Here is a 23396-nt window from a genome sequence, read left to right as displayed (position 1 = left end):
CCGTGGCCGGTGCCAGCCTGTGACGCGCACGGCTTCGCTGACGTCGCGTCAATCAGGGGGACACGTGTCCGACCCCACACCCGTACTGGACGATCTGCGGGACGAGAGCGAGGGTCTGGACGCCCTCGTGGCCCCGCTGGAGGCCTCCGCCTGGGCCACGTCCACGCCCGCCCCCGGCTGGACGATCGCCCATCAGATCGCGCACCTGGCCTGGACGGACCGGCAGGCGCTGCTCGCCGCGACCGACCCGGCCGGCTTCGGGACCGAGGTCGAGAAGGCCGCTGCCGCGATCGGCACCTTCGTCGACGAGGGCGCTGAGGAGGGTGCGGCATTGCCGCCCGCCAAGCTCCTGGAGCGCTGGCGCGCCGGCCGGAACGCCCTCCAGGAGGCCCTGCGGGCACAGCCGGAAGGTGCGCGCCTCCCCTGGTTCGGGCCGCCCATGAGTACCGCCTCCATGGCCTCGGCCCGGCTGATGGAGAGCTGGGCGCACGGCGAGGACGTGGCGGACGCCCTCGGGGTGCGGCGGGAGCCCACACCGCGGCTGCGGCACGTCGCGCGGATCGCCGTACGAGCCCGGAACTACGCCTACGCCGTCAACGGGCTCACGCCGCCCGCCGAGGAGTTCCGGGTGGAAGTGACCGCCCCCGACGGCACCTTGTGGGCGTACGGGCCCGAGGACGCCGCCCAGCGCGTGACGGGCCCCGCCCTCGACCTGTGCCTGCTGGCCACCCGGCGCCGGCACCGCGACGATCTGGCACTGCGGGCCGAGGGCGCCGACGCCGACCGCTGGCTGGACATCGCGCAGGCCTTCGCGGGGCCGCCCGGCGAGGGGCGCAAACCGGGAGAGTCGGAACAGCCGGGACAGGAGGCCACCGCGTGAGCGCGGACAACCGGGCGACCATGCTGGAGCGGCTCGCCGGGATCGAGGCCGAGCACGAGAAGGCGCTCGCCGGTGGTGGCCCCAAGTACGTGGAACGGCACCGGGGCCGGGGCAAGCTGACCGCCCGTGAACGGGTGGAACTGCTGCTCGACCCGGACACGCCGTTCCTGGAGCTGTCGCCGCTGGCGGCGTGGGGCAGCGACTACCCGGTCGGCGCCTCGCTGGTCACCGGCATCGGCGTCATCGAGGGCACCGAGTGCGTGATCACCGCCAACGACCCGACCGTGCGCGGCGGCGCGAGCAATCCGTGGACGCTGAAGAAGGCGCTGCGGGCCAACGAGATCGCGCTCGCCAACCGCCTGCCGCTGGTCAACCTGGTGGAGTCGGGCGGCGCGGACCTGCCGAGCCAGAAGGAGATCTTCATCCCGGGCGGCGCGCTCTTCCGCGACCTGACCCGGCTGTCGGCCGCGGGCATCCCCACCGTGGCGGTCGTCTTCGGCAACTCGACCGCGGGCGGCGCCTATGTGCCCGGCATGTCGGACCACGTCGTCATGGTCAAGGAGCGCTCCAAGGTGTTCCTCGGCGGGCCGCCGCTGGTGAAGATGGCGACCGGCGAGGAGAGCGACGACGAGTCGCTGGGCGGCGCCGACATGCACGCCCGCGTCTCCGGGCTGGCCGACTACTTCGCCCTGGACGAGCCGGACGCACTGCGCACCGCCCGCCGCGTGATCGCCCGGCTGGGCTGGCGCAAGCAGGGCCCCGCCCCGGCCGCCGCCTACGACCCGCCGCTCCACGACGAGGACGAACTGCTGGACATCGTCCCCGGCGACCTCAAGACCCCCTTCGACCCGCGCGAGGTCGTCGCCCGCGTCGTCGACGGCTCACTGTTCGACGAGTTCAAGCCGCTGTACGGGACGAGCCTGGTCACCGGCTGGGCCCAGGTGCACGGTTACCCCGTCGGCGTTCTCGCCAACGCACAAGGGGTGCTGTTCAGCGCGGAGTCGCAGAAGGCGGCGCAGTTCATCCAGCTCGCCAACCAGCGCGACATCCCGCTGCTCTTCCTGCACAACACCACCGGCTACATGGTGGGACGCGAGTACGAGCAGGGCGGCATCATCAAGCACGGCGCCATGATGATCAACGCGGTGTCCAACTCGCGCGTCCCCCATATCTCCGTCCTGATGGGCGCCAGTTACGGCGCCGGGCACTACGGGATGTGCGGCCGCGCCTACGACCCGCGCTTCCTGTTCACCTGGCCCAGCGCCAAATCCGCCGTCATGGGCCCGCAGCAGCTCGCGGGCGTGCTCTCCATCGTGGCGCGGCAGTCGGCGGCGGCCAGGGGCCTGCCGTTCGACGAGGAGGCCGACGCGGGCCTGCGCGCCATGGTGGAGCAGCAGATCGAGTCCGAGTCCCTGCCGATGTTCCTGTCGGGGCGGCTGTACGACGACGGGGTGATCGACCCGCGCGACACGCGCACGGTGCTCGGTGTGTGCCTGTCGGCGATCCACAGCGCACCGGTCGAGGGCGCGCGCGGCGGCTTCGGCGTCTTCCGGATGTGAGGGGCAGCGTGACCGTGATCGCATCAGTGCTGGTGGCCAATCGCGGCGAGATCGCCCGCCGCGTCTTCCGCACCTGCCGTGACCTGGGCATCGGCACGGTCGCCGTGTACTCGGACGCGGACGCCGGGGCGCCGCACGTACGGGAGGCCGACGCCGCCGTGCGCCTGCCGGGCGACGCCCCGGCCGACACCTATCTGCGCGGTGACCTCATCGTGAAGGCCGCCCTGGCGGCCGGTGCGGACGCCGTGCACCCTGGCTACGGATTCCTCTCGGAGAACGCCGGGTTCGCGCGGGCCGTGATCGCCGCGGGCCTCACCTGGATCGGCCCGGCGCCCGAGGCCATCGAGGCGATGGGCTCGAAAACCCGGGCCAAGCGCCTGATGGCCGAGGCCGGTGTCCCGGTGCTGGAGGCCGGTCCGGGCGACCTGCCGGTACTGGTCAAGGCGGCCGCCGGGGGCGGCGGACGCGGTATGCGCGTCGTTCGCGAAGCGGCCGCCCTGGAGCAGGAAATGGCCGCCGCCCGAGCCGAGGCGCTGTCCGCCTTCGGTGACGACGAGGTCTTCCTCGAACCGTACGTGGAGGACGGCCGCCACATCGAGGTCCAGGTGCTGGCGGACGCGCACGGCACGGTGTGGACGCTCGGCGAGCGCGACTGCTCGGTGCAGCGCCGCCACCAGAAGGTGGTCGAGGAGACCCCTGCCCCCGGCATCGGCGACGACCTGCGCCGCACCCTGCACAAGGCCGCCGAGGCGGCGACACGGGCCATCGACTACACCGGCGCGGGGACGGTGGAGTTCCTGGTGTCCGCGGACGGCCGGCCGTACTTCCTGGAGATGAACACCCGCCTGCAGGTGGAGCACCCGGTGACCGAGTGCGTCTTCGGGATCGACCTCGTCGCCCTGCAACTGGAGGTCGCCGAGGGCGGCCGGCTGCCGGCCGATCCCCCGCGGCCCTCGGGGCACGCCGTGGAGGCCCGCCTGTACGCGGAGGACCCGGCACGCGACTGGCAGCCGCAGACCGGCGTCCTGCACCGCTTCCGGCTGCCCGAGGCACCCGGCCTGCGCGTGGACGCCGGCTTCACCGACGGGGACCGCGTCGGCGTGCACTACGACGCGATGCTCGCCAAGGTGATCGTCCACGCCCCCACCCGCGAACGGGCCCTGCGGCAACTCGCCGGCGCCTTGGAACGGGCCCGCGTGCACGGCCTGGTGACCAACCGCGACCTGCTCGTACGCGTCCTGCGCGACCCGGACTTCACGGCCGGGCGGCTGTCCACGGCGTTCCTCGGCCGGCTCGGCCCCGCCGCCCCCGCGGACCCCGGCACGGTACGGCTGGCCGCGCTTGCGGCCGCACTGGCCGACGCCTCCGGGCGGCACCCGCTGGGCGGCTGGCGCAATGTGCCCTCGGCGCCGCAGCGCAAGACCTATCGCGCCGAGCCCGACGGGACGGAGCACGAGGTCCGCTACCGTCTCGGGCGCGGCGGGCTGACCGCCGACGGACACCCGGACGTACGGCTGCTGTCCGCGGCCCCCGGTGAGGTCGTGCTGGAGGTCTCCGGCGTCCGCCGTGCCTTCGGGGTCTCGGCGTACGGGGACGCGGTCCACGTCGACTCTTCATTGGGCGCGCACCGCTTCACCGCGCTGCCGCGCTTCCCCGACCCGGTCGGCAAGGTCGCGCCCGGCTCACTGCTGGCGCCGATGCCGGGCACGGTGGTCCGCGTCGCGGACGTGGCCGTCGGCGACAAGGTGGCGGCCGGCCAGCCGCTGCTGTGGTTGGAGGCCATGAAGATGGAGCACCGCGTCGCCGCCCCGGCGGACGGCGTGCTCACCGCACTGCACGCCGAGGTCGGCCGCCAGGTCGACGTCGGGACCGTACTCGCCGTCGTTCACGAGGAGGACTCGGCATGAGCGGGATCACCGCTGCGAACGGACCGACAGGCACCTTTGACAACGCCCTTGTGGAGAGCGAGGAACGGCGCGCCCTGCGCAAGGCCGTCTCCGACCTCGGCCGCCGCTATGGACGCGGCTACTTCGCCGCGGCGGCCCGGGACGGCAAGCACACCGACGAGCTGTGGCAGGAGGCGGGCGCCCTCGGCTATCTCGGCGTCAACCTGCCCGAGGAGTACGGCGGCGGGGGCGGGGGGCTGGCCGAACTGGCCATCGTGCTCGAGGAGCTGGGCGCGGCGGGCTGCCCGCTGCTGCTCCTCATCGTCTCCCCCGCGATCTGCGGCACGGTGATCGCGCGCTTCGGCACCGAGGAGCAGAAGCGGCAGTGGCTGCCGGGGCTGGCCGACGGGTCCGTCCGCATGGCCTTCGGCATCACCGAACCCGACGCGGGCTCCAACTCGCACCGGCTGACCACCACCGCGCGCCGGGACGGCGCGGACTGGCTGCTCACCGGCCGCAAGGTCTTCGTCTCCGGCGTGGACATCGCGGACGCGACGCTCATCGTGGGCCGCACCGAGGACGCCCGCACGAGCCGGCTGAAGCCCTGCCTGTTCATCGTCCCGCGCGAGACGCCGGGCTTCGAGTTCCGGCAGATCGAAATGGAACTGACCGCCCCGGAGAAGCAGTTCCAGCTCTTCCTGGACGATGTGCGGCTGCCGGCCGAGGCACTGGTGGGCGACGAGGACGCGGGCCTGCAGCAGCTCTTCGCGGGGCTCAACCCGGAGCGCGTGATGACCGCCGCGTTCTCGATCGGCATGGGCCGACACGCGCTGGAGAAGGCCGTCGACTACGCCCGTACGCGGCAGGTGTGGCAGGCGCCCATCGGCTCGCACCAGGCGATCGCCCACCCCTTGGCGCAGGCGCACATCGAACTCGAACTGGCCCGCCTGATGATGCAGAAAGCCGCCTTCCTCTACGACAGCGGCGACGACATGGCCGCCGGCGAGGCCGCCAACATGGCCAAGTACGCCGCGGCCGAGGCGGGTGCCAAGGCGGTGGACCAGGCCGTGCACACGCTGGGGGGCAACGGTCTCACCACCGAGTACGGTCTTGCCTCGATGCTCACGGCGTCGCGCGTGGGACGCATCGCGCCCGTCAGCCGGGAGATGATCCTCAACTACGTCTCGCACCACACGCTGGGCCTGCCCAAGTCGTACTGAGAGCACGTCCTATCGAGGAGGGGGAACGGTCATGGCACAGCCGGCCGTGTTCCACAGCGAGTACCCCGCGGTTCCCGCCATCGACCTGCCGATCCACGAGGCGGTGCTCGGCCGGGCCGCCGAGTTCGGCGAACGGCCCGCGCTGATCGACGGCGTGGACGGCACGACCCTCACCTATGCGCAGCTCGACGCCTTCACCAGGCGCATCGCCGCCGCCCTGGCGGAGGCCGGGCTGCGCAAGGGCGATGTCCTGGCGCTGCACAGCCCCAACACCGTCGCCTATCCGCCGGTTTTCTACGGGGCCACCCGTGCCGGGGCGGCCGTCACCACTGTGCATCCGCTGGCCACGGCGGAGGAGTTCGCCCGGCAGCTGCGCGACAGCGGCGCCTCGTGGATCGTGACCGTCTCGCCGCTCCTGGAGACCGCCCGCAAAGCGGCGGAACAGGCGGGCGGCGTCCGGGAGGTCTTCGTCTGCGACACCGCCGAGGGGCACCGCTCGGTACTGGACTTCCTCGCCTCGGCAGCGCCCGAGCCCGATGTCGTCTTCGACCCGGCCGCGGACCTGGCCGCGCTGCCGTACTCCTCGGGCACCACAGGCGTCCCGAAGGGTGTGATGCTGACCCACCGCAACATCGCGACCAACCTCGCGCAGCTCGACCCGATGCTGGCCACCGAGCCCGGTCACCGCATCCTGGCCGTGCTGCCGTTCTTCCACATCTACGGCCTGACCGCGCTGATGAACGCCCCGCTGCGCAAGGGCGCGACCGTCGTGGTGCTGCCGCGCTTCGACCTGGAGCAGTTCCTCACCGCCATCGAGACGCACAAGGTGCAGGGCCTGTACGTGGCCCCGCCCATTGTGCTGGCGCTGGCCAAGCACCCTGCCGTGGCGGGGCACGACCTCAGCTCCCTGGAGTACGTGCTGTGCTCGGCCGCGCCCCTGGACGCGGATCTGGCGCGGGCCTGTTCGCAGCGGCTCGGCCTGCCGCCCCTCCTGCAGGCGTACGGGATGACGGAGCTGTCGCCGGGCACCCATGTGGTGCCGCTGGACGTGCGGGACGCGCCCGCGGGGACGGTCGGCAAGCTCATCCCCAGCACCGAGATGCGCATCGTCCCGCTGGAGGGCGAGACGGACACCGGCGCGGACGGCACCGGGGAGATCCACATCCGGGGCCCGCAGGTCATGAAGGGCTACCTGGGGCGGCCCGACGAGACGGCCGCCATCGTCGACGAGGACGGCTGGCTGCACACCGGTGACGTCGGGCGGGTCGACGAGGGCGGCTGGCTGCACGTGGTCGACCGGGTCAAGGAACTGATCAAGTACAAGGGCTACCAGGTGCCGCCGGCCGAGCTGGAGGCGGTGCTCCTCACCGATCCGCGGGTCGCCGACGCGGCCGTCATCGGCGTCCTGGACGAGGACGGCAACGAGATCCCCAAGGCGTTCGTCGTGCCGCAGCAGGGCGGCCCGCTCACCGAGGACGACGTGATGGCGCACGTGGCGGCGCAGGTCGCCCCGTACAAGAAGGTGCGGCGGGTGGAGTTCACCGACGTGATACCGCGTGCCGCGAGCGGAAAGATCCTGCGGCGCGAACTCCGCGCCCGCGAGAGGGGCGGCAGTTGATGGGCGACGAGACGGCACCGGTGGTGCGCGCCGCGTACGAGCGGGGCATCACCACGCTCACCCTGGACTCCCCCGCCAACCGCAACGCGCTCTCCGCGCGCATGGTGGACGAACTGTCCGACGCCCTCGCGCGGGCCGGCAAGGACCCGGCGACCCGGGCGGTGCTGCTGACGCACACCGGCGGCACTTTCTGCGCCGGGGCGGACCTGAAGGAAGCGACGTCCCCCGAGGGCCCGCGCCGGATGGTCGCGCTGCTGCGGCAGGTCGTGGAGCTGCCCAAGCCGGTGGTGGCCCGCGTGACCGGGCACGTGCGCGCGGGCGGGCTCGGCCTGCTGGCGGCCTGCGACGTCTCGGTGGCGGGGCCGGGGGCGAGCTTCGCCTTCACCGAGGCGCGGCTCGGCCTCGCGCCCGCCGTGATCTCGCTGACGGTGCTGCCGCGGCTCGACGGCACGGCGGCGGCCCGCTACTACCTCACCGGAGAGGTCTTCGACGCCTCGGAGGCGATCCGTACCGGCCTGGTCACCGCCACCGAGGAGGCGCTGGACGGCATCCTCGCGGGTCTGCGCGCCGGCTCGCCCCAGGGCCTCGCGGAGTCCAAGACGCTGACCACCGCGGAGGTGCTGCGGGCGTTCGACCGGGACGCGGACGCGCTGACGGAGCGGTCGGCGCGGCTGTTCGGCTCGCCCGAGGCCGCGGAGGGGATGCGGGCCTTCCTCGAACGGCGGGCGGCTCCATGGGCGTTGTGAGCGCCCGCGTGCCCAAGCAGGACCGCAGCCGCGCCACCCGGCAGCGGCTGCTGCAAGGTGCCGTCGCCTGCCTGGCCGAGCGCGGCTGGGCGGGCAGCACGGTCGCCGTCGTCGCCGAGCACGCCGGGGTCTCCCGGGGGGCGGCACAGCACCACTTCCCCACCCGGGAGGACCTGTTCACCGGGGCGATCGAATTCGTCTCCGAGCAGTGGCTGGTCGCGCTGCGCGAGCGGACCCTCGACCTGCCGGGCGACGGCGTCCCCCGCACCCGCGCCGTCGTCGAGCTGATCGTCGACCTCTACACCGGCCCGATCTTCCGCGCCGCGCTGCACCTTTGGATCGCGGCGGCCAACGAGGAGCAGCTGCGGCCGCGCGTCACCGCCCTGGAGGCCCGCATCGGCCGCGAGGCGCACCGCCTGGCGGTGGAGATGCTGGGGGCCGACGAGTCCGTGCCAGGGGTCCGCGAGACCGTCCAGGCCACCTTGGACATGGCCCGCGGGCTGGGGCTGGCCAATCTGCTCAGCGACGACAGCGCCCGCCGCGCGGGCATCGTCCGCGAGTGGTCGACGGTCCTGGACGGAGCGCTGCGCGGCGGTTCTTGAGCCGCCCGCGCTAGGCGGTTTTTTGCGTGGCCCGTTGTCGGTGCCCGATGGGAAGATCGCGGCATGGCGAACGAGGTGGAGCAGGCCGGCGAACTGGGCTTCCTGCTGGCCCTGGTGGACCCCGACGAGGCCGCGCGGGTGCGGCGCCGAACGGGTCTGCGGAAGGAGAGCGCCGCGACGGTCACGGAGCCGCCGCGCGGGCCGGCATGGGGCCTGGGCCTGCACCACCTGCCCGCCTCGGTGGTGTGGTGGATGCTGCAGCAGGACGATCCGCGGGTCAACGCCCTGGTGTACCGCCACTGCGACATCGACAACCGCGTGCGGCACGACATCCTGAGCGGCGTCCCCCACGGGCCTGGCCGCACCCGGCGGGTCCAAGTTCACAAGGAACTGGCCCGGTACCCCGCGCCGGAGGTGCCCCGGGCCGCCGGTCCCGCGGAACTGACCTCCGCACTGCGCGAGGTGGGGTCCATGGCGCAAGGGCGCGCCGCCGCCCTGATGGTGGGGCGCGAGGACTGGGCCGTGGTGGCCGAGGCCGATCGGAAGCAGCCGCTGCCGGGCTACGCCCGCTGGGCGCTGTCCGTACGGCCCGACTGCCCGCCGGAGTTGCGGACGCAGTTCGGCACGCACCGCAAGTTCACGCACCGGCTCGAGGACGCGGGCATCGTGGACGGCCCGGCGGTGTACGCGACGACGACGCGGCCGGCCCGGGAGACCCTGTCCGTGCTGGCGATGGGGCGCTGGGCCTTCCCGGACCGCCTCGCCGAAGCCGGCGCGGCGCTGGAGCCGCTCGTGCGCACGGAGCTGGGCGGGAACACCGAGGCGTGGGCGGTGCTCACGCAGTTGCTGCCGACGTTCACCGGAACGCTGCCCGAGCTGGTGACGACGGCGCGGGCGATCGCGGGCGACGGCGACAGGGACAGGGACAGGGACAGGGACAGGGACAGCGAAGGCGAAGGCGAAGGCGACGGCGCCGAGGAAGTCGATGGCCCGTTGTCGGTGGGCTCTGGTACCACTGATCCACCGGGGCATCAGGGGGATGCGGAGGTCGTGTACGGGGGGCCGTCATGGGATACGGGGCAGACACTGTGGGACGGCGGCCTGCCGTCGGGCTCGACGACCGGCGGGCGCTTGAGCGCTGGCGTCCGGCGGATCCGGACGTCGTGGCGGAGGCCCGGCGGCTGAAGGAGGCCGCGCTTCTGGACTTCGGTCTGACCCAGTCCGCCGTCGCGTCCTGGCTGTACGCCAAGTGCCGGCACCAGATCCCGACGACGGCGGTGGACACCGCGGCCGTGGTCGCCTCCGAGGACGGCACGATCCTGCTGCTGTTCAACCCGGAGTTCTTCGTGGGCCTCGGTCTGGAGGGGGTCAAGTTCGTCCTCTTCCACGAGTCCCGGCACGTGGTGCACCGGCATCTGTTCACCGAGCCGGAGCTGCGCGAGGACCCGGTCTTCACCGTGGCCGCCGAGGTGGCGATCAACCACGTCGCGATGGTCCGGCTGGAGCGTGACGCCCTGCCGCTGCTGGACGGCGAGCCGACCGGTGTCGACCCGCGCGCGGTCCACCGCGACTACGCGAGCGACCTGCGGCAGCAGGGGCTGACGCCGCTGTCCTACGAGGACTTCACCGCGACCGACATGAGCGTCTACACCGAGCTCAAGCGGATGGCACACCCGCCGGTGCCGGTGGCCGTCGCGCGGTGTGTGCACATGGACGGCGGCGGGGTGCCCGCCGATCAGGACACCGTCGACCGGATGGTGTCCTCGGCACTGCTCAACTCCCTGCTGGCGGCGCGCCGGGGCCACTCCGGCGCGGAGCGCGAACTGCTCGACCTCATGGACCGCACCCAGGACGCCTCCGAGCGCACCTCCCGGATGTGGGGGCGGCTGGGGGCCGGAGCGCTGCGCGGCGAGACCGTGCGGACCCGGCAGGTCGACTGGTGGCAGCGGTGGCTCATCGACGTGGTCGCCTCGAAGCTGCGCGAGGGCGAGCGGCTGGTGTACCCGAAGAAGCGCGGCGCGCTGCTGGCCGCGCTCGGCCACGACCCGATGCTGTCGCGGCGCGGTCCGGTGCGCGACAAGGTACTCGTCGTGGCCTACGACACCTCGGGGTCCATGCCGTCCTCCGTCGTCACGTGGCTGACCGAACTCGTCGGCCGGATCGAAGGCGTGGAGGCGCACTGGCTGTCCTTCGACGGTGTCGTGATGCCCTTCGCACCGGGCGAGCGGGTATACGGCGGCGGGGGCACGAGCTTCCAGGCCGTCGCCGACTACGTGGAGGGGCGCGTCGAGGTCCGGGGCCGCCGCTTCGAGGAGCGCCCGGACGCCGTGATCGTGCTGACCGACGGCTGGGCCCCGCACATCACTCCGGCGGAGCCGGACAAGTGGATATGGCTGATCACCGAGGGCGGCGACGACTGGCCCGACAGCCACACCCCGCCCATGGCCTGCCACCGCGTCACGACAGGAGCGAGATGACCACCACCGCGGCGACCGCCACGGCCGGCCCCCGGCCCTGGCGGGCCAGTGCCACGTACCCGAAGCCTCCCGAGGGCTGGACCGGCCTGTCCCGGCTGGAGTCCTTCATCGACGCGATGATCGACATGCAGCAGACCGGGCAGGTCTTCGGCGAGCACGGCATCGGCAAGACCTCCACGTTCTTCTCGCACATCGCCGAGGCCCACCCGGACACCGAGCTGGTCTTCGTGCCGGCCGCCAACCTCACTCCGGACGACCTGCTGGCGAACGCGCCCGTCCGCGACCCGGAGACCGGGGCCCTGGTGCTGCGTCAGCTGGTGATGAGCCAGCTGAAGCCGGGGCGGCCGTTCGTGCTGCTCATCGACGACTCGCTGCAGGCGGGCGAGACGATCCAGTCGCAGCTGATGCAGATCGCCTGCAACTGGACCCTCGGTGAGTACGACCTGCGTGAGCTGGGCTGCGTCGGGGTGTTCCTCAGCGACAACGAGTCCCTGGCGGAGACGGCGAGCCGGCGCGGCGACCTGGCCGTCCTGGACCGCATGGTCACCGTCCGCGTCACCGCCAACGACACGTCCTGGCGCCTGAAGCTGGCCGCGACGTACCGCGACTTGGACCTGTCCGGGGTCTTCGGCGTCTGGGCCTCGCTCGGCCCGGCGGTCCGCGAGCTGCTGTCGCCCCGCACGCTCGACCACATCCTGGCCAACGCGCGGGAGGGCTTCCCGTTGCGGTGGGGCCTGCCGCTGCTCAACGGCGAGCGGCTGCGGCTGGCCGAGCCGCGGAGCGACGGCACGCCCGGCCCGGACCGCACGGCCGAGATCCTGGACCGGATCGCCAAGGCGCTGGGCGTCCCCAACCCGGCGACGGTCCCGGACCCGGTGCGCTCCGTGGTGCGCGCGGCGCTGCGCAACCGGTGGACGGTGCTGCTGCAGGGCCCGCCCGGCTGCGGCAAGACCGAGCTGGTGCGCGAGACCCTGCGCGAGGGCCTGGGCCGCGACCCGCTGTACTTCTCCCTGCCGGTCACCAACGTCGAGGACCTCTGCGCCCCCATCCCGGGCCCCGACGGCTCGCTGGAGAACCTGCTGGCGGCGGTCTTCACCGGCGCCGCGCCGAAGGCCGTCGTCTGGGACGAGTACAACCGGCCCAAGGACAAGGCGGCCTTCGCCAAACTCATGGAGATCACGCAGGAGTGGTCGCTGGCGGGTCGCCCGATCGAGAACCTCCGGGCCCAGATCGCCGTGCAGAACCCGCCCTACCACCTGGGCCGCAAGCTGCTCGTCTCGCGGAACAACATCGCCCAGGCCACCCGCTTCACCGCGTCCCTGACGGTGGAGCCGGGCGACATCCCCGCCAACGAGTGGCTGATCGCCCGCTACGGCGCGGTCGCGGAGACCGTGCTGGAGTGGTGGAAGCACGACATCGACGAGGACGGGCGCGCGTGGATCACCAAGCGCACCATCGAGCGGCTGATCAAGCTCCACCAGCGCTGCCTGCCCCTGGAGATGGCGACCGTCTACCTCGGCGACGGCGAGTACGCCCCGGTGCCGCTCACCGCCCTGATGGACCGGCTCGCCCGGCGGTCGGTGACCGGGCTGCGCGAACTGGCCGGGGACGTCGCGGGGTGGGAGGCGCGACTGCGCGGTGCCCGCGAGGAGTCCACCGAGGGCAACAACGACAGCGACATCGTCCACCAGATCATCGCCAACGCCGAGTTGTCGCAGCTGAAGCGCTACCGCAAGGTGGTGACCCGGCTGGTCGCCCTGCTGCCCCCGAAGCTGCGCTCGACGTATCTCGTCGGCGCCTCGGAGGAGGCGCAGCGCTTCTGGATCGAGACGTTCGCGCGCATACCCCGCTGACGGGTCGGCCGCCGGTCAGCGGGGCGTGCGATGGACGCTGCGGACGGCGGCCACGGCGTCGGGCACCGCGGGGTACGGGATGTGCGCGCTGAGGGCGTCGAGGCGCTGCCGGACGCTGGTCGCGACGCCCTTGCCGAGCACGAAGCGGGTGGGCGTGGCCGCGCCGGGTGCCGCGTCGAGGAGGCGGTGGGCCTCGCGGCTGCGCACGCCGGTGCCGGCCAGCACCAAGTGGCCGAGCCGGTGCGGGGCGGCGGCCAGGGCAGCGGCGACGGCCTCGGCGGCCGGGGTGTCGACGCGGTTGTCCGCGGCGCCGAGGACAGCGGCGGCACGCACCCGGCCCAGGTCGAGCAGTTCGACGCCGGAGGCGGCCGCGGCGGCGACCAGTGCCGCACAGGCCCGCGGGCCGATGCCGTTGCTCGCCACGGACAGCCGGGTGAGCCGGCCGTGCGGTGCCCGGCGCAGGGCCTCGGCGAGGATCAGCCCGCCCTCGTCGCCCAGGCGGGCGGCGGAGACATACAGCTCGCCGACCGCGCCGTCCGTGACCAGGCCGGCGAGAACGGCCGCCCCGGCCGCTCCCAGCGCGTTGCCGCCGACGAAGAGCCGTTCGACGCCCCGCCCTTCGCGGGCCGCGACGAGCAACGCGTCGACCAGAAGCACCAGTCCCGCGATGTCCAGGCCGGTCTGCACCAGATCCAAGGTGCGCAGCGAGCGTGCCGCCTCCACGAGCCCGGCCGCGGCCTCGCCGCCGCCCGGCCCGAGCGGGTTGCGCTTGAGCCACACTCCGGTGACGGCCTGCGGCGAGGCCCGCAGGCTGTCGGCGATGGTGCAGGCGCCGCCGGCGGTGATGCCGTTGCAGCCGAGGTAGAGCGTCTCCACCGCGGTGCCCACGGTGCGTTCGGCGACGGCGGCGGCGCCCGCGTCGCCGAGGCCGTCGGTCCCGAGCAGCAGATGGCGGACGGCGCCGGTGGCCGGGGCCTGCCGCAGCGCCTCGGCGACGGCCGCGGCTCCCTCGGCGCCGAGCGCCTGCTTGCACAGGTCGAGGCGGCCGTCGGGTAGGGCGGTCCCGGCGGGGAAGTCCGTCCGCCGCGTCACGCCTTCGCCGCCGCGCAGCCAGCCGAGCAGGGGTTCCAGGTCGGTACGCGGGCGCGGCACGACCTCCGGGACGCCCGCGTGGGGCCGCTGCTCACCCGTCATGTCGCTCATCCGTCATGTCGCCCATCCGTCATGTCACCACTCGGCTTCGCGGTAGTCCTTGAGGAAGACGCCGGACACCGGGTGCCCGGCCTCGCCGCGCACGATCGGGTCGTAGACGCGCGCCGCGCCGTCCACGATGTCCAGCGGGGTGCGGAAGCCCGCGCCGGCGAGCCGGTGCTTCTTAGGGTGCGGGTTCTCGTCGGTGATCCACCCGGTGTCGACGCTGCACATGTGGACACCGTGCCCGGCCAAGGCCGGCCCGCTCGTGCGGGTGAGCATGTTGAGCGCGGCCTTGGCCATGTTGGTGTGCGGATGGCCGGGCGTCTTGTTGCGCACCGCGAAGCGGCCCTCGACGGCGGTGACGTTGACGATGTAGCGGCGTGGCCGCGGCGAGGCGAGCAGCAGCGGCAGCAACCGGTCGCACAGCAGCGCGGGAGCAAGGGAGTTGACGAGCTGGGTCTCCAGGACCTCGGCCGGGTCGAGCCCGCCGAGCTCCGCCGACCAGGAGTTCCGCGGCGCCGTGTCCGGCAGCAGCCCGGCCTCGTCGGTCTCGGCCAGCACCAGTTCGGCCGCCGGGCCGCTCACGGCGGGCAGGGCGAGGGCCGCCCCGAAACCGGGGGCGGTCAGCATCGCCCTGGGCCGCGGCCCCGCCGGCAGCGGCAGCCGCTCCCCCGCCGTGAGGGCGGCGTAGGCCTCGGGAGGCCTGCGCACCGTCTGCGCCGCGTTGTTGACCAGGATGTCCAGTGGCTCGCCCGTCTCCCGCAGGCGCTCGCACAGGCCGACGACCTGGCGCGGGTCGCGCAGGTCGACGGCGACGACGGTCAGGCGGTGCAGCCAGTTCTCGCTGCCGGGCGCGGCACGGAACCTGCGCACGGTGTCCTGCGGGAAGCGGCTGGTGACCAAGAGTTCGGCCCCGTCGCGCAGCATCATCAGGGCCAGTTGGAAGCCGATCTTGACCCGCCCGCCGGTGAGGAGTGCCCGGCGCCCGGTCAGGTCCGCGCGCGCCCGGCGGTGGGCGGAGTTGTCGACGGCGCAGTCCGGGCAGAGCAAGTGGTAGAAGGCGTCGGCCTGTCGGTAGTGCGCCTTGCATACGTAGCAGCGCCGCGGCCGGGCGAACTCCCCCACGGTCTCGGCGGCGCCGCCGTCCGTGTCCAGGGGCGCGTCCTCGCGCCGGGCCAGGGCGCCGGTGGCGGTCGCCGCGACGACCTCGGCGTCCGCGGCACTCCGCTCATCGCGCCGGGTTTTGCGGCGGCGCAGCCGCCCGTCCCGCACGAACGACCCGGCGACCTGCTCGGCCCGCAGCCGTACCGGATCGTCGACCGGCAGCGCGCGCAGCTTGCCGACCACCGCGTCGAATGCCGCGAGTTCGGCCTCGCCGATGACGTCCGTCTCCCCGCCGGTCTCCCCCACTGCTCCCGCCCGCTCGTGCCACCGTGATGTGGGTCCGGCCGGATTCGAACCGGCGTACCCGCCTTGAGAGGGCGGCGCGCCTGCCTCTGCGCTACGGACCCGAGTACCCCGCACTGCCCGGACGGCCGGATTCGAACCGGCGTCTCCGCCCTGGCAAGGCGGTGCGCCTGCCGCTGCGCTACGTCCGGGCATTGCCGATGATCCTATCGGGGACCCGGCCGGATTCGAACCGGCATTTCCGCCTTGCCGAGGCGGGGCGACTGCCCCTGCACTACGTCCGCGCATGGCCGGTGATCCTGTCCACGCCCCGTCCGTCCCTGCGCCTACGATCGGGCTGACGCCGCCTGACCGCCCCTCATAAGGAGGCCCCCGTGACCGTCGCCCGCGATCCGCTCGCCGTCCGGGAGAAGGTCCGGGCGTTCGCCCTCGCCCTGCCGGGGGCCGAGGAGGAGTTCCCCTGGGGCGAGAGCGTCGTCAAGGTCAACAAGAAGGTCTTCGTCTTCCTCGGCGTCGACGACGGCAGCCACCCGCCCGGCATCAATGTGAAGCTCAAGGACGCGGAGATCCACGAGCACGCCATGTCCGTACCCGGCGCCGAGCCCGCCGGCTACGGGCTCGGCAAGGCCGGGTGGGTTCGTGTCCCGCTCGCCGAGGGCACCCCGGCCGCGGAGGTGCTGTGCGAGTGGGTGGAGGAGAGCTACCGCGTCATCGCGCCGAAACGGCTCATCGCGGAGCTGGACGCGCGCTGAACCCCGGACGGCGCGCACGTCATGCGGAAGCCACCACCTCGCCGGCCATGACCCGGGGAGGGTTGGGCAGCAGTGACGCGAGGTGCTCCCGCACGAAGTCCGCTGCCCTCGCGATCGATTCGTCGGCACCGGCCCGGTCCTGGAAGACACTGGTCGAGACCATCGCTCCGTCTCCGGTGTCGATCCAGAAGTAGGCCACAAAGCCGGGGACCTCGCGCATGAGCGGCACGAATCCCTCGTTCACGAGTCGTGCGGCCTCGGCCGAATCCGTCACCCCTTCGTACCGCCGGACTGCTGCGTACATCGCCAAGCTCCTCACGGCGTTCCGGGTCTGTCCCTCTGCCGAGACGTCGTACCCTGCGACGGCCGCCCGGCTCATGAAGCGTCCGGCAATCACCTGAAGGGCCGCCTCGGGTGATCCGAACGGCGGCCGCCGACCCGGACACACGGCCCCGCGCACGTCTGCCGTGAGGCAGCGCGCCCACGTGAGTGGGGCTGCGGGGGTACGCCTGATCCACCGTCACGGTGTCCTCGGTCTGCGCCGGCCGGCTTCTCCGGGATGCGGGCGTCGAGCCCCCGCGGCCCTGGCGGGCGCCATCGGTTTCGGGGGACGACGCGCGAGCCGTCCCCGTATGGCGGCGCGGGCGGTGCGCGCCGCCGGCCCGCCGCTTAGCGTGAAATCCCGACGCGACATCTGCACGAAGGGTCCGGTCCGCCTCCCCGCGGCCGGGCGGGAGGTCCCCGGTGGGCTCAGTGACGTTCCTGCTCGTGGTGGTCATCGTCACGGCGCTCGCATTCGACTTCACCAACGGATTCCACGACACCGCCAACTCCATGGCGACCTCGATCGCCACGGGCGCGCTCGCGCCGCGGGTCGCCGTCTCGATCGCCGGGGTGCTGAACCTGCTCGGCGCGTTCCTGTCCACGGAGGTCGCCAAGACCATCTCCAACGGCATCGTCGACGACGGCAAGGTGTCCCTGGTGATGATCTTCGCCGGGCTGGTGGGGGCGATCCTGTGGAATCTGCTCACGTGGCTCGTGGGGCTGCCCTCCAGTTCCTCGCACGCCCTGTTCGGCGGGCTGATCGGGGCGGTCTGGGTGGGCGCCGGGGGCTCCGCCGTCCGCGTCGGCGAGGTGGTCGAGAAGATCGTCGTCCCTGCGGTGGCCTCGCCCGTCGTGGCCGGTGTGGTGTCCTTGCTGGCGACGTACCTCGCCTATGTGATCACGCGGCGGACACCCGAGCGCGAGGTCGGCCGCGGCTTCCGTGGGGGCCAGATCGGGTCGGCCTCGCTCGTGGCGCTGGCCCACGGCACCAACGACGCGCAGAAGACGATGGGCGTCATCACGCTGTCCCTCATCTCCGCCGGGGTGCTCACGCACGGCGCGGGGCCGCCGTGGTGGGTGGTACTGAGCGCGGGGCTGGCGATCTCACTGGGCACGTACGTGGGCGGCTGGCGGATCATCCGGACCATGGGCAAGGGGCTCACCGACATCCAGGCCCCGCAGGGCTTCGCGGCCGAGACCAGCGCGACGGCCGTCATCCTCGCGTCGTCGCACATGGGCTTCGCGCTGTCGACCACCCAGGTCTGCACGGGCAGCATCCTCGGCGCGGGGCTCGGCCGCAGGCTCGCCGAGGTGCGCTGGGGCGTGGCCGGGCGGATCGCCGTCTCCTGGGTGCTGACCCTGCCCGCGGCGGCCGCCGTGGGCGGTGTCGCCGCCTGGGTCGCAGGCCACGGGGACGTGGGAGTCGGGCTGGTCGCGGGCACCGCCCTGGCCGCCGCCACCGGCTTCTACCTCCTGTCCCGCCGGCGGCCGGTCACCCCTGAGAACGTGAACGAGGAGCGCCCCCGGGTGCCGGAGGCCGCGCAGCGGTCGGCCGTCTGAGCGGCAAGGAGCGACGGGTGCACATCAAGTGGGGCAGTCTCGGTTCGGTGTTCGGCGCCAGTCTGGGCATCACGATCGTGGTGGTCGTGATGTTCTCGCTCGGCATCGCCGCCTGGGGCCGCGCCGGCGGCGGTTCCGAGGACACGACGCGGGCGGAGGAGACGCACGGCGTCCACCGCAAGGTCGCCCTCGGCTCGGCGGCGCTGTGCTTCGCGGCGTGCCTGGCGGTCGCGGCCTACGGCATCGAGTTGATCATCCCGGGATGACGTCCGGCCGCCCGCCGAAGCGGCGTGCCCGCGAACTCGCGGGCGTACGCGGCCGGTTCCCGGGCGCTGCGGGCCCGGAGGTACGCGCTCAGGCCCTGGTGCCGTCCATCGCGGCCGCAGGGGGCGTAAGCGGGGTGACGGTACCGCCGTCGTCCTTGCCCGGCCCGGAGGCGGACACGAGGGCCGGGCCGGGAACCGGCTGCTCGGGTGTCAGGGCGGCGGCCGCCTTCTTCTCCACGACCTTCTCCGCGGCCTTGCCGCCGAAGTAGAAGCCCACCATCACGATCATGAAGGTGTTGAAGCTGTCGTAGACGTCGTCCAGGAAGCCCGTCTTGTCCGCCATCGCCCGCGCGACGTCGCTGTTGAACGAGGCCGCGACGAAGCCGAAGTAGAGGACGGTGAAGGCGGACATCACGGCGGTGCGGACGTCGCGCGAGTCGGTGAACAGCACCAGGAAGGTGCACAGGCTCATCGCAGGCAGCGCCACCGACAGCCCCGCGATGCCGATGTCCTGGCCGAAGAACCAGAAGGTGGAGCCCACGCCCAGCGCGAGCAGAGCAACGTTCACGACGACCAGCAGCGAGCCCACTCGCCAGTTGATCCGGCCGTCGTCTTTGCGGCCGGAGAACATGTCAGGCGGTCTCTCCCCGTTCACGGCGCTCAGGCTACACCGGGGGCGCGGCGCCGGTTTCCTCTGCGAGACGTTTGATCGCGTCGAGCCGGGCGTCCCACTGCGCGGCGACCCGGTCCATCCACCGGGCCGCCGCGATGAGCCGTTCCGGCCGTACGACGTAGCGCATTTCGCGCCCCGCACGGCGTCCGGCGACCAGCCCCGCCTGATCCAGGACGGCCAGGTGCTTGACGATCGCCTGCCGTGTGACGGGCAGTTCGGCGGCGAGCACGGTGGCGGTGGCGTCACCGTGCCCGGCAATGGCGTCCAGGATGCGCCGTCGCATCGGATCGGCCAGCGCGGCGAAGACGTCCTCCTCGCCGCCCGCCTGACGGTCGGTCATACGGGCAGCTTCTCCGTGTACGTGCCGATGCCGGCCAGGACCTGCGTCCACCCCTGAGAGTGGCTCTCGTACCCGGCGTCCGGGATGCGCTCCTCGGGGATGTCGAGGGCCGCGAAGCCGCTCTCGACCACCCGCAGGAGCGTCCCCTCCCCCTCGGGGGTGAGGGTGAACTCGACCAGCGTGGAGTTGTCCTCCGCCGCCTCCACGCCCGGGAAGGCGCCGGCCCAGCGATAGGCGAAGTAGCGCGGCGGTTCGACGCTCACGATCCGCGTCGGGTAGACGCCCGCGCCGTGGTCCAGGCGCATGATGCCCCCCGGGCGCAGGTCCATGGACTTGGGCTCGCCGCTGCCGCCCACGTCCTGCCCGAACCAGCGGCCGATGTGCTCGGGGCGGGTCAGCACCTCCCACACGCGCTCGACGGGCGCTCCGATGCTGATCTCGCGTTCGATCCGGTCCTGGGTCTCGCTGCTCATGGCCGTACCTCCATCGACGACAACCTTACGTGCAACTCCATGGTTGCACGACATTGACCCAATCCGCAACCAATCGGTTGCACATTGAGTCGAAGTCCAGGCATGCGAAGGGCGGCCGCGCCGGTCGCGAGGACCGGGCGGCCGCCCGAGTCACGGGGTCACCTCTGCCCCGTCAGAAGATCCCCTGCCCCGGGACCAGCACGTCCCGCGGGTCGAAGCGCCGCTTCGCCTCCGCCAGGGCGGGCCAGGCCGGACCGAAGTGCGCCCGCCAGTCGGCCCGGCCGAACGGGACGGAACCGACGGGGTACTGGGTACCGCCCGCGGCACGGGTGGTCTCGTAGGCGGCGCGATTGGCGGCCAGAAGGCGGTCGACGGTGGCGGTGTCCTCCGGCGGCGTGGTGCGCAGCACCGCCAGCAGGTACGGGACCGGGTCGTCCGGCATGCGCAGCAGCGGCCGGTGCAGCCGCTCGCGCAGTAGGGGGTAGAGCAGCACGACGCCGGGACCGAGGTCGGCCGGGGTCAGCGCGCCGAGGATGTCCCCGGCGACGGCGGCGGCCCGCGCCCCGGGGATGAGCAGGTTGAGCCACGGGTGCGCCCACGCCCACAGGCCGGCCGCCTTGAGCGCCTCGACGGAGGCGGCCAGCCGGTCGAGGAACGCGTAGTAGTCCAGGTTCTCCGCCTGGACGCCGGCGGGGTCGTGGCGCAGGCCCGCCAGGAGCACGGCGTCGTCCGGGTGTGCGTCGTAGGACACGGCCTCCAGGACGTAGCCGTTGAAGGCGCCGTTCGCGTCCGGCACGACCTGGCCCTCGACGTAGCCGAAGCGGCCGTCGGTGGCCAGCAGGCGCTGGTCGGCGAGGAAGGTCTCCAGGTCGCCATAGGGCAGCAGATAGTGCCGGACCGTCGTCGGCGCCTTGTGCAGCCGGACGGTGGCCGAGACGATCACCGCGCACTGGCCGAGCCCCGCCAGCACGGCGTCGAAGAGGTCGGGGTGCCGGGTCGGCGAGCAGCGCACCAGCTCGCCCGCTCCGGTGACGACGCGCAACTCGGTGACGTTGTCGGCCTGTGCGCCGTGGTGGTGACTCTGACCGCCGAGGCCGCCCACCGATAGGGTGCCGCCGATGGACAGTTCGAGGTAGTCGGTGAAGACGGGCGGCGTCAGGCCGTGTGCGAGCGTCGCCTTGGTGAGATCGCTCCACTTGGCGCCCGCGCCCACCGTGACGGTACGGCTGTGCGGGCCGACCGGGCCGATCCCCGCCAGCGGCGCGGTCTCTATGACGAGCCCGCCGTCGGCCTGCGCCTGGCCGTTCGTGCCGTGGCCCTGGCCGCGCGGGGCGACCTTGAGGCCGTGCCGGTTGCAGAACCGCACCATCGCCACGACGTCGTCCACCGACCCCGGACGCAGCACCGCGACCGGCCTGCGGTGCACGACGTGCCCGAAGTCGTCCGCGGCCGCGGTGAGCGAGGCGTCGTCGGTCAGCAGCGACCCGTCCAGGGGCGGCAGCCCCACCAGCGCGTCCCCGCGCTCCGCGCCGGGCGCCGCCACGGCCCAGTTGCGGCCTGCCGGGTCGAAGCCGATGACGACGGCACCGGCGGTCGTGGCCACTGCGCGCAACGCGGCGCGCCGGGACGGAAGTTGGGACATGCGCTCCCCCTGAACGGGTCGGACGACGGATCAACAGTGCGGGAGTGTAGGCCGGTCCGGCCCGCACGGGAGGTGAGTCGTCCCAGCCGGCGACCGCCGCGCAGAAGCTGTCCGCCCCGCGCGGCCCGCCGGGGGGGGCAGGCCGCTCCCGGTGATCCGTCCCGTCCGCTGGTCGTGATCGTCTTCCGGCGCGCCTTCACCTCACTGACGACGTGGGCCCCGGGGAATGTTGCGCCACCACAGGAACAGGGCCGCGACCAGGAACGGCAGCCCTGCCAGGGCGAACAGCGGGGCGGGGCCGGCCCAGCGTGAGCCCAGCGCCCAGAAGCCGAACAGCAGCAGCGCGGCGGCCTCGGAACCCAGGCCCGCCAAGGAGGTCACGGTGGCGCGGGTGCGGTCCCCGAGCAGTTCCTGGAGGCGGGCGTCGGCGGCGGCACCCGCCCAGTCGAAGACGCCGAACGCCACCGCGACGGCCACCAGACCCGCCGGATGACCGCTCGCCGTGCCCGCGCCGGCGGCCAGGCACAGCGCGGCCGCCGCGGGGGCCGCCGGGGCCCAGCGCATGCCGCGTCCGGCGAGCCAGCCGCCGGCGGTGGCGCCGGCGGTGACCAGGAGCACGAGCAGCGGAACCAGCGACGCGCCCACGCCGGTGGCCCGCGCCAGCAGCGGCACGTACTCGTCCAGCGCGGCCGCACCCGCCAGCAGCGAGACCACCGCGAGCATCCACGCCACCCCCGGCGTGTGCCGGGCCTCCGCCAGCGCTTCGCGCAGCAGCCCGCCATCACCGGGTTCGTCCTGCGCCGGCCCGCCGTGCCCGCCGCGCCGCTCGGGCAGGCGGAGGGCGGCGAGCGCCGTGAGCACCGTCACGGCGATGCTGGCCAGCCCGACCGCCCGGTACCCGCCCGCCCCCAGCAACGGTCCGGCCAGGGCGGTCGCCGCCAGCGCGGCCGTCGTCCCGACAGCCTGCGAACGGCCGATGAGACGCGCGTACGCACCCCCCGCACCGGCCGCGGTCAGCCCCTCGTGGACCAGGGCCTGAAGCGCCCCCGAACGCAGCGCTGTGCCGGCGCCCCACAGCACGAATCCGGCCGCGAAGGAGGCGTAGCCGGGCTGATACGTCCACAGCGCGAAGCCCGCCCCGGCGAGCAGTGGGGCGGCGAAGAGCAGCGCGCGCCGCGAGAAGCGGTCGGCCCACACCCCGGACGGCACTTCCAGCGCGAACGCCGTGAGCGACCAGAGGGCGAAGAGCGAGGAGATCCCGGCCTCGGACAGCCCGGAGTCGGCGAAGAGCACCGCGTACACCGGGTAGAGCGGGATGAGGTCCTCAAGGAAGGCGTACGCGTACAGCCTGCGCGCGAGGATGGATTCCGGGGACTTCCGTGCGGATCAATGTCGCCACGTCATGGCACGAGAGTACGCGGGTAGGTCTCCGGTGAGGAGTGGTTTCCATGCATCTGGGACGTACCGGAAGCGAACCTCTGCAGGCCCGCAGCGCCCTGCGGATGAGACTGGGACTGGCCGCCTTCGGCCTGGTCTGGGCGATCGCCGGGACGGTGATCTTCTCGGTCCTCGGGCAGATGGGCTGGGCGATCTTCTTCGGGGTGCTGGCACTGGCCGCCGCGATCGACCTGGTGGTGGTCGTGCACCACATCCGGCAGGGCCCGCACTACCAGCCCGGGCGGGACGTACCGCCGTACCATCCCGTGCGCAGGCGGTGACACCGCGTGCATCCCCGCACGCGCACCCCGACGAGAGGCAGGAAAGACGGAGGGCCCGGTGCTTTCGCACCGGGCCCTCCGCTTCAGTAGCGGGGACAGGATTTGAACCTGCGACCTCTGGGTTATGAGCCCAGCGAGCTACCGAGCTGCTCCACCCCGCGTCGGTGAACACCACCCTACGGGGTGCCGGCCCCAGCACCAAATCC

22 protein-coding genes and 4 tRNA genes are annotated in these 23396 nt (G+C 73.2%); 14 read left to right on the top strand and 12 right to left on the bottom strand.

Going from position 1 to position 23396, the window contains the following annotated elements:
• Positions 1-64 precede the first annotated feature (64 nt).
• From ACFWVC_RS24215 to ACFWVC_RS24170, 10 genes are all read left to right on the top strand, one after another.
• Positions 65-880: a TIGR03084 family metal-binding protein gene (locus ACFWVC_RS24215; RefSeq protein ID WP_384289814.1), complete on the top strand. Its 816-nt coding sequence runs from the start codon at positions 65-67 to the stop codon at positions 878-880.
• A gap of 20 nt (positions 881-900) precedes the next feature.
• Positions 901-2439, top strand: coding sequence for an acyl-CoA carboxylase subunit beta (locus tag ACFWVC_RS24210; protein ID WP_384289894.1), 1539 nt, complete (start codon positions 901-903; stop codon positions 2437-2439).
• A gap of 14 nt (positions 2440-2453) precedes the next feature.
• Positions 2454-4346: an acetyl/propionyl/methylcrotonyl-CoA carboxylase subunit alpha gene (locus ACFWVC_RS24205; RefSeq protein ID WP_384289812.1), complete on the top strand. Its 1893-nt coding sequence runs from the start codon at positions 2454-2456 to the stop codon at positions 4344-4346.
• Positions 4343-5545: an acyl-CoA dehydrogenase family protein gene (locus ACFWVC_RS24200; protein WP_384289808.1), complete on the top strand. Its 1203-nt coding sequence runs from the start codon at positions 4343-4345 to the stop codon at positions 5543-5545. The genes ACFWVC_RS24205 and ACFWVC_RS24200 overlap by 4 nt, the downstream gene beginning before the upstream one ends.
• Before the next feature lie 31 nt (positions 5546-5576).
• A complete protein-coding gene (locus tag ACFWVC_RS24195; protein WP_384289803.1) occupies positions 5577-7163 on the top strand; it encodes a 4-coumarate--CoA ligase family protein in 1587 nt (528 codons plus the stop codon).
• Positions 7163-7909: an enoyl-CoA hydratase family protein gene (locus ACFWVC_RS24190; protein ID WP_384289800.1), complete on the top strand. Its 747-nt coding sequence runs from the start codon at positions 7163-7165 to the stop codon at positions 7907-7909. Before ACFWVC_RS24195 ends, ACFWVC_RS24190 begins: the two co-directional genes overlap by 1 nt.
• Positions 7897-8511 carry a TetR/AcrR family transcriptional regulator gene (locus ACFWVC_RS24185; protein ID WP_384289797.1) on the top strand — a complete coding sequence of 205 codons (615 nt, stop codon included), beginning with the start codon at positions 7897-7899 and terminating at the stop codon, positions 8509-8511. Before ACFWVC_RS24190 ends, ACFWVC_RS24185 begins: the two co-directional genes overlap by 13 nt.
• 63 nt (positions 8512-8574) lie before the next feature.
• Positions 8575-9696 carry a hypothetical protein gene (locus tag ACFWVC_RS24180; RefSeq protein ID WP_384289792.1) on the top strand — a complete coding sequence of 374 codons (1122 nt, stop codon included), beginning with the start codon at positions 8575-8577 and terminating at the stop codon, positions 9694-9696.
• Positions 9579-10988, top strand: a complete 1410-nt coding sequence (locus ACFWVC_RS24175) for a hypothetical protein (protein WP_384289787.1) — start codon at positions 9579-9581, stop codon at positions 10986-10988. The genes ACFWVC_RS24180 and ACFWVC_RS24175 overlap by 118 nt, the downstream gene beginning before the upstream one ends.
• Positions 10985-12841: an AAA family ATPase gene (locus ACFWVC_RS24170; protein ID WP_384289783.1), complete on the top strand. Its 1857-nt coding sequence runs from the start codon at positions 10985-10987 to the stop codon at positions 12839-12841. The genes ACFWVC_RS24175 and ACFWVC_RS24170 overlap by 4 nt, the downstream gene beginning before the upstream one ends.
• Before the next feature lie 15 nt (positions 12842-12856).
• Here ACFWVC_RS24170 and ACFWVC_RS24165 read toward each other — a convergent pair whose 3' ends face one another.
• The 5 genes from ACFWVC_RS24165 to ACFWVC_RS24145 form a co-directional block, all read right to left on the bottom strand.
• Positions 12857-14044 carry a ribonuclease inhibitor gene (locus tag ACFWVC_RS24165; protein WP_384289779.1) on the bottom strand — a complete coding sequence of 396 codons (1188 nt, stop codon included), beginning with the start codon at positions 14042-14044 and terminating at the stop codon, positions 12857-12859.
• 24 nt (positions 14045-14068) lie between these two features.
• Positions 14069-15445: an SDR family NAD(P)-dependent oxidoreductase gene (locus tag ACFWVC_RS24160; RefSeq protein WP_384289773.1), complete on the bottom strand. Its 1377-nt coding sequence runs from the start codon at positions 15443-15445 to the stop codon at positions 14069-14071.
• Positions 15446-15474: 29 nt separating this feature from the next.
• Positions 15475-15546 (bottom strand) — tRNA-Glu (locus ACFWVC_RS24155).
• 15 nt (positions 15547-15561) lie between these two features.
• Positions 15562-15633: transfer RNA gene (locus ACFWVC_RS24150), tRNA-Gly, on the bottom strand.
• 21 nt (positions 15634-15654) lie between these two features.
• Positions 15655-15724, bottom strand: a tRNA-Ala gene (locus ACFWVC_RS24145).
• Between the two features lie 92 nt (positions 15725-15816).
• Here ACFWVC_RS24145 and ACFWVC_RS24140 point away from each other — a divergent pair.
• The gene (locus ACFWVC_RS24140; protein WP_384289770.1) at positions 15817-16194 is read left to right on the top strand and encodes an MmcQ/YjbR family DNA-binding protein; all 378 of its coding nucleotides are present in this window, start codon (positions 15817-15819) and stop codon (positions 16192-16194) included.
• 19 nt (positions 16195-16213) lie between these two features.
• Here the strand turns inward: ACFWVC_RS24140 and ACFWVC_RS24135 are convergent, their stop codons facing one another.
• A complete protein-coding gene (locus ACFWVC_RS24135; protein ID WP_384289765.1) occupies positions 16214-16498 on the bottom strand; it encodes a hypothetical protein in 285 nt (94 codons plus the stop codon).
• Positions 16499-16938: 440 nt separating this feature from the next.
• Here ACFWVC_RS24135 and ACFWVC_RS24130 point away from each other — a divergent pair, with 440 nt between their 5' ends.
• Together ACFWVC_RS24130 and ACFWVC_RS24125 are read left to right on the top strand one after the other, a co-directional pair.
• Entirely contained in the window at positions 16939-18078 is a 1140-nt protein-coding gene (locus tag ACFWVC_RS24130) for an anion permease (RefSeq protein WP_384289761.1), read from the top strand.
• A gap of 17 nt (positions 18079-18095) precedes the next feature.
• A complete protein-coding gene (locus ACFWVC_RS24125) occupies positions 18096-18344 on the top strand; it encodes a hypothetical protein (protein ID WP_384289757.1) in 249 nt (82 codons plus the stop codon).
• 88 nt (positions 18345-18432) lie between these two features.
• On the opposite strand, the gene ACFWVC_RS24120 is transcribed toward ACFWVC_RS24125, so the two are convergent.
• From ACFWVC_RS24120 to ACFWVC_RS24100, 5 genes are all read right to left on the bottom strand, one after another.
• The gene (locus tag ACFWVC_RS24120) at positions 18433-18999 is read right to left on the bottom strand and encodes a hypothetical protein (protein WP_384289752.1); all 567 of its coding nucleotides are present in this window, start codon (positions 18997-18999) and stop codon (positions 18433-18435) included.
• A 10-nt stretch (positions 19000-19009) separates the two neighbouring features.
• Entirely contained in the window at positions 19010-19357 is a 348-nt protein-coding gene (locus ACFWVC_RS24115) for an ArsR/SmtB family transcription factor (RefSeq protein WP_384289749.1), read from the bottom strand.
• Positions 19354-19830 carry an SRPBCC family protein gene (locus ACFWVC_RS24110; protein ID WP_384289744.1) on the bottom strand — a complete coding sequence of 159 codons (477 nt, stop codon included), beginning with the start codon at positions 19828-19830 and terminating at the stop codon, positions 19354-19356. The genes ACFWVC_RS24115 and ACFWVC_RS24110 overlap by 4 nt, the downstream gene beginning before the upstream one ends.
• Before the next feature lie 172 nt (positions 19831-20002).
• Entirely contained in the window at positions 20003-21472 is a 1470-nt protein-coding gene (locus ACFWVC_RS24105) for an FAD-binding protein (protein ID WP_384289740.1), read from the bottom strand.
• A gap of 201 nt (positions 21473-21673) precedes the next feature.
• Complete coding sequence (locus tag ACFWVC_RS24100) at positions 21674-22774, bottom strand: MFS transporter (RefSeq protein ID WP_384289735.1); 1101 nt, start codon at positions 22772-22774, stop codon at positions 21674-21676.
• A 146-nt stretch (positions 22775-22920) separates the two neighbouring features.
• Between ACFWVC_RS24100 and ACFWVC_RS24095 the strand changes: the two genes are divergently transcribed.
• Positions 22921-23190, top strand: coding sequence for a DUF6343 family protein (locus ACFWVC_RS24095; RefSeq protein WP_384289730.1), 270 nt, complete (start codon positions 22921-22923; stop codon positions 23188-23190).
• An 87-nt stretch (positions 23191-23277) separates the two neighbouring features.
• Here the strand turns inward: ACFWVC_RS24095 and ACFWVC_RS24090 are convergent.
• Positions 23278-23351: transfer RNA gene (locus tag ACFWVC_RS24090), tRNA-Met, on the bottom strand.
• Positions 23352-23396 lie beyond the last annotated feature (45 nt).

It is taken from the genome of Streptomyces sp. NPDC058691 (assembly GCF_042714775.1).
In the GTDB taxonomy this organism is placed as follows: Bacteria; Actinomycetota; Actinomycetes; order Streptomycetales; family Streptomycetaceae; genus Actinacidiphila.
The sequence above is the reverse complement of the archived record's forward strand: the minus strand, read 5'-3'. Positions and strand labels throughout refer to the sequence as shown.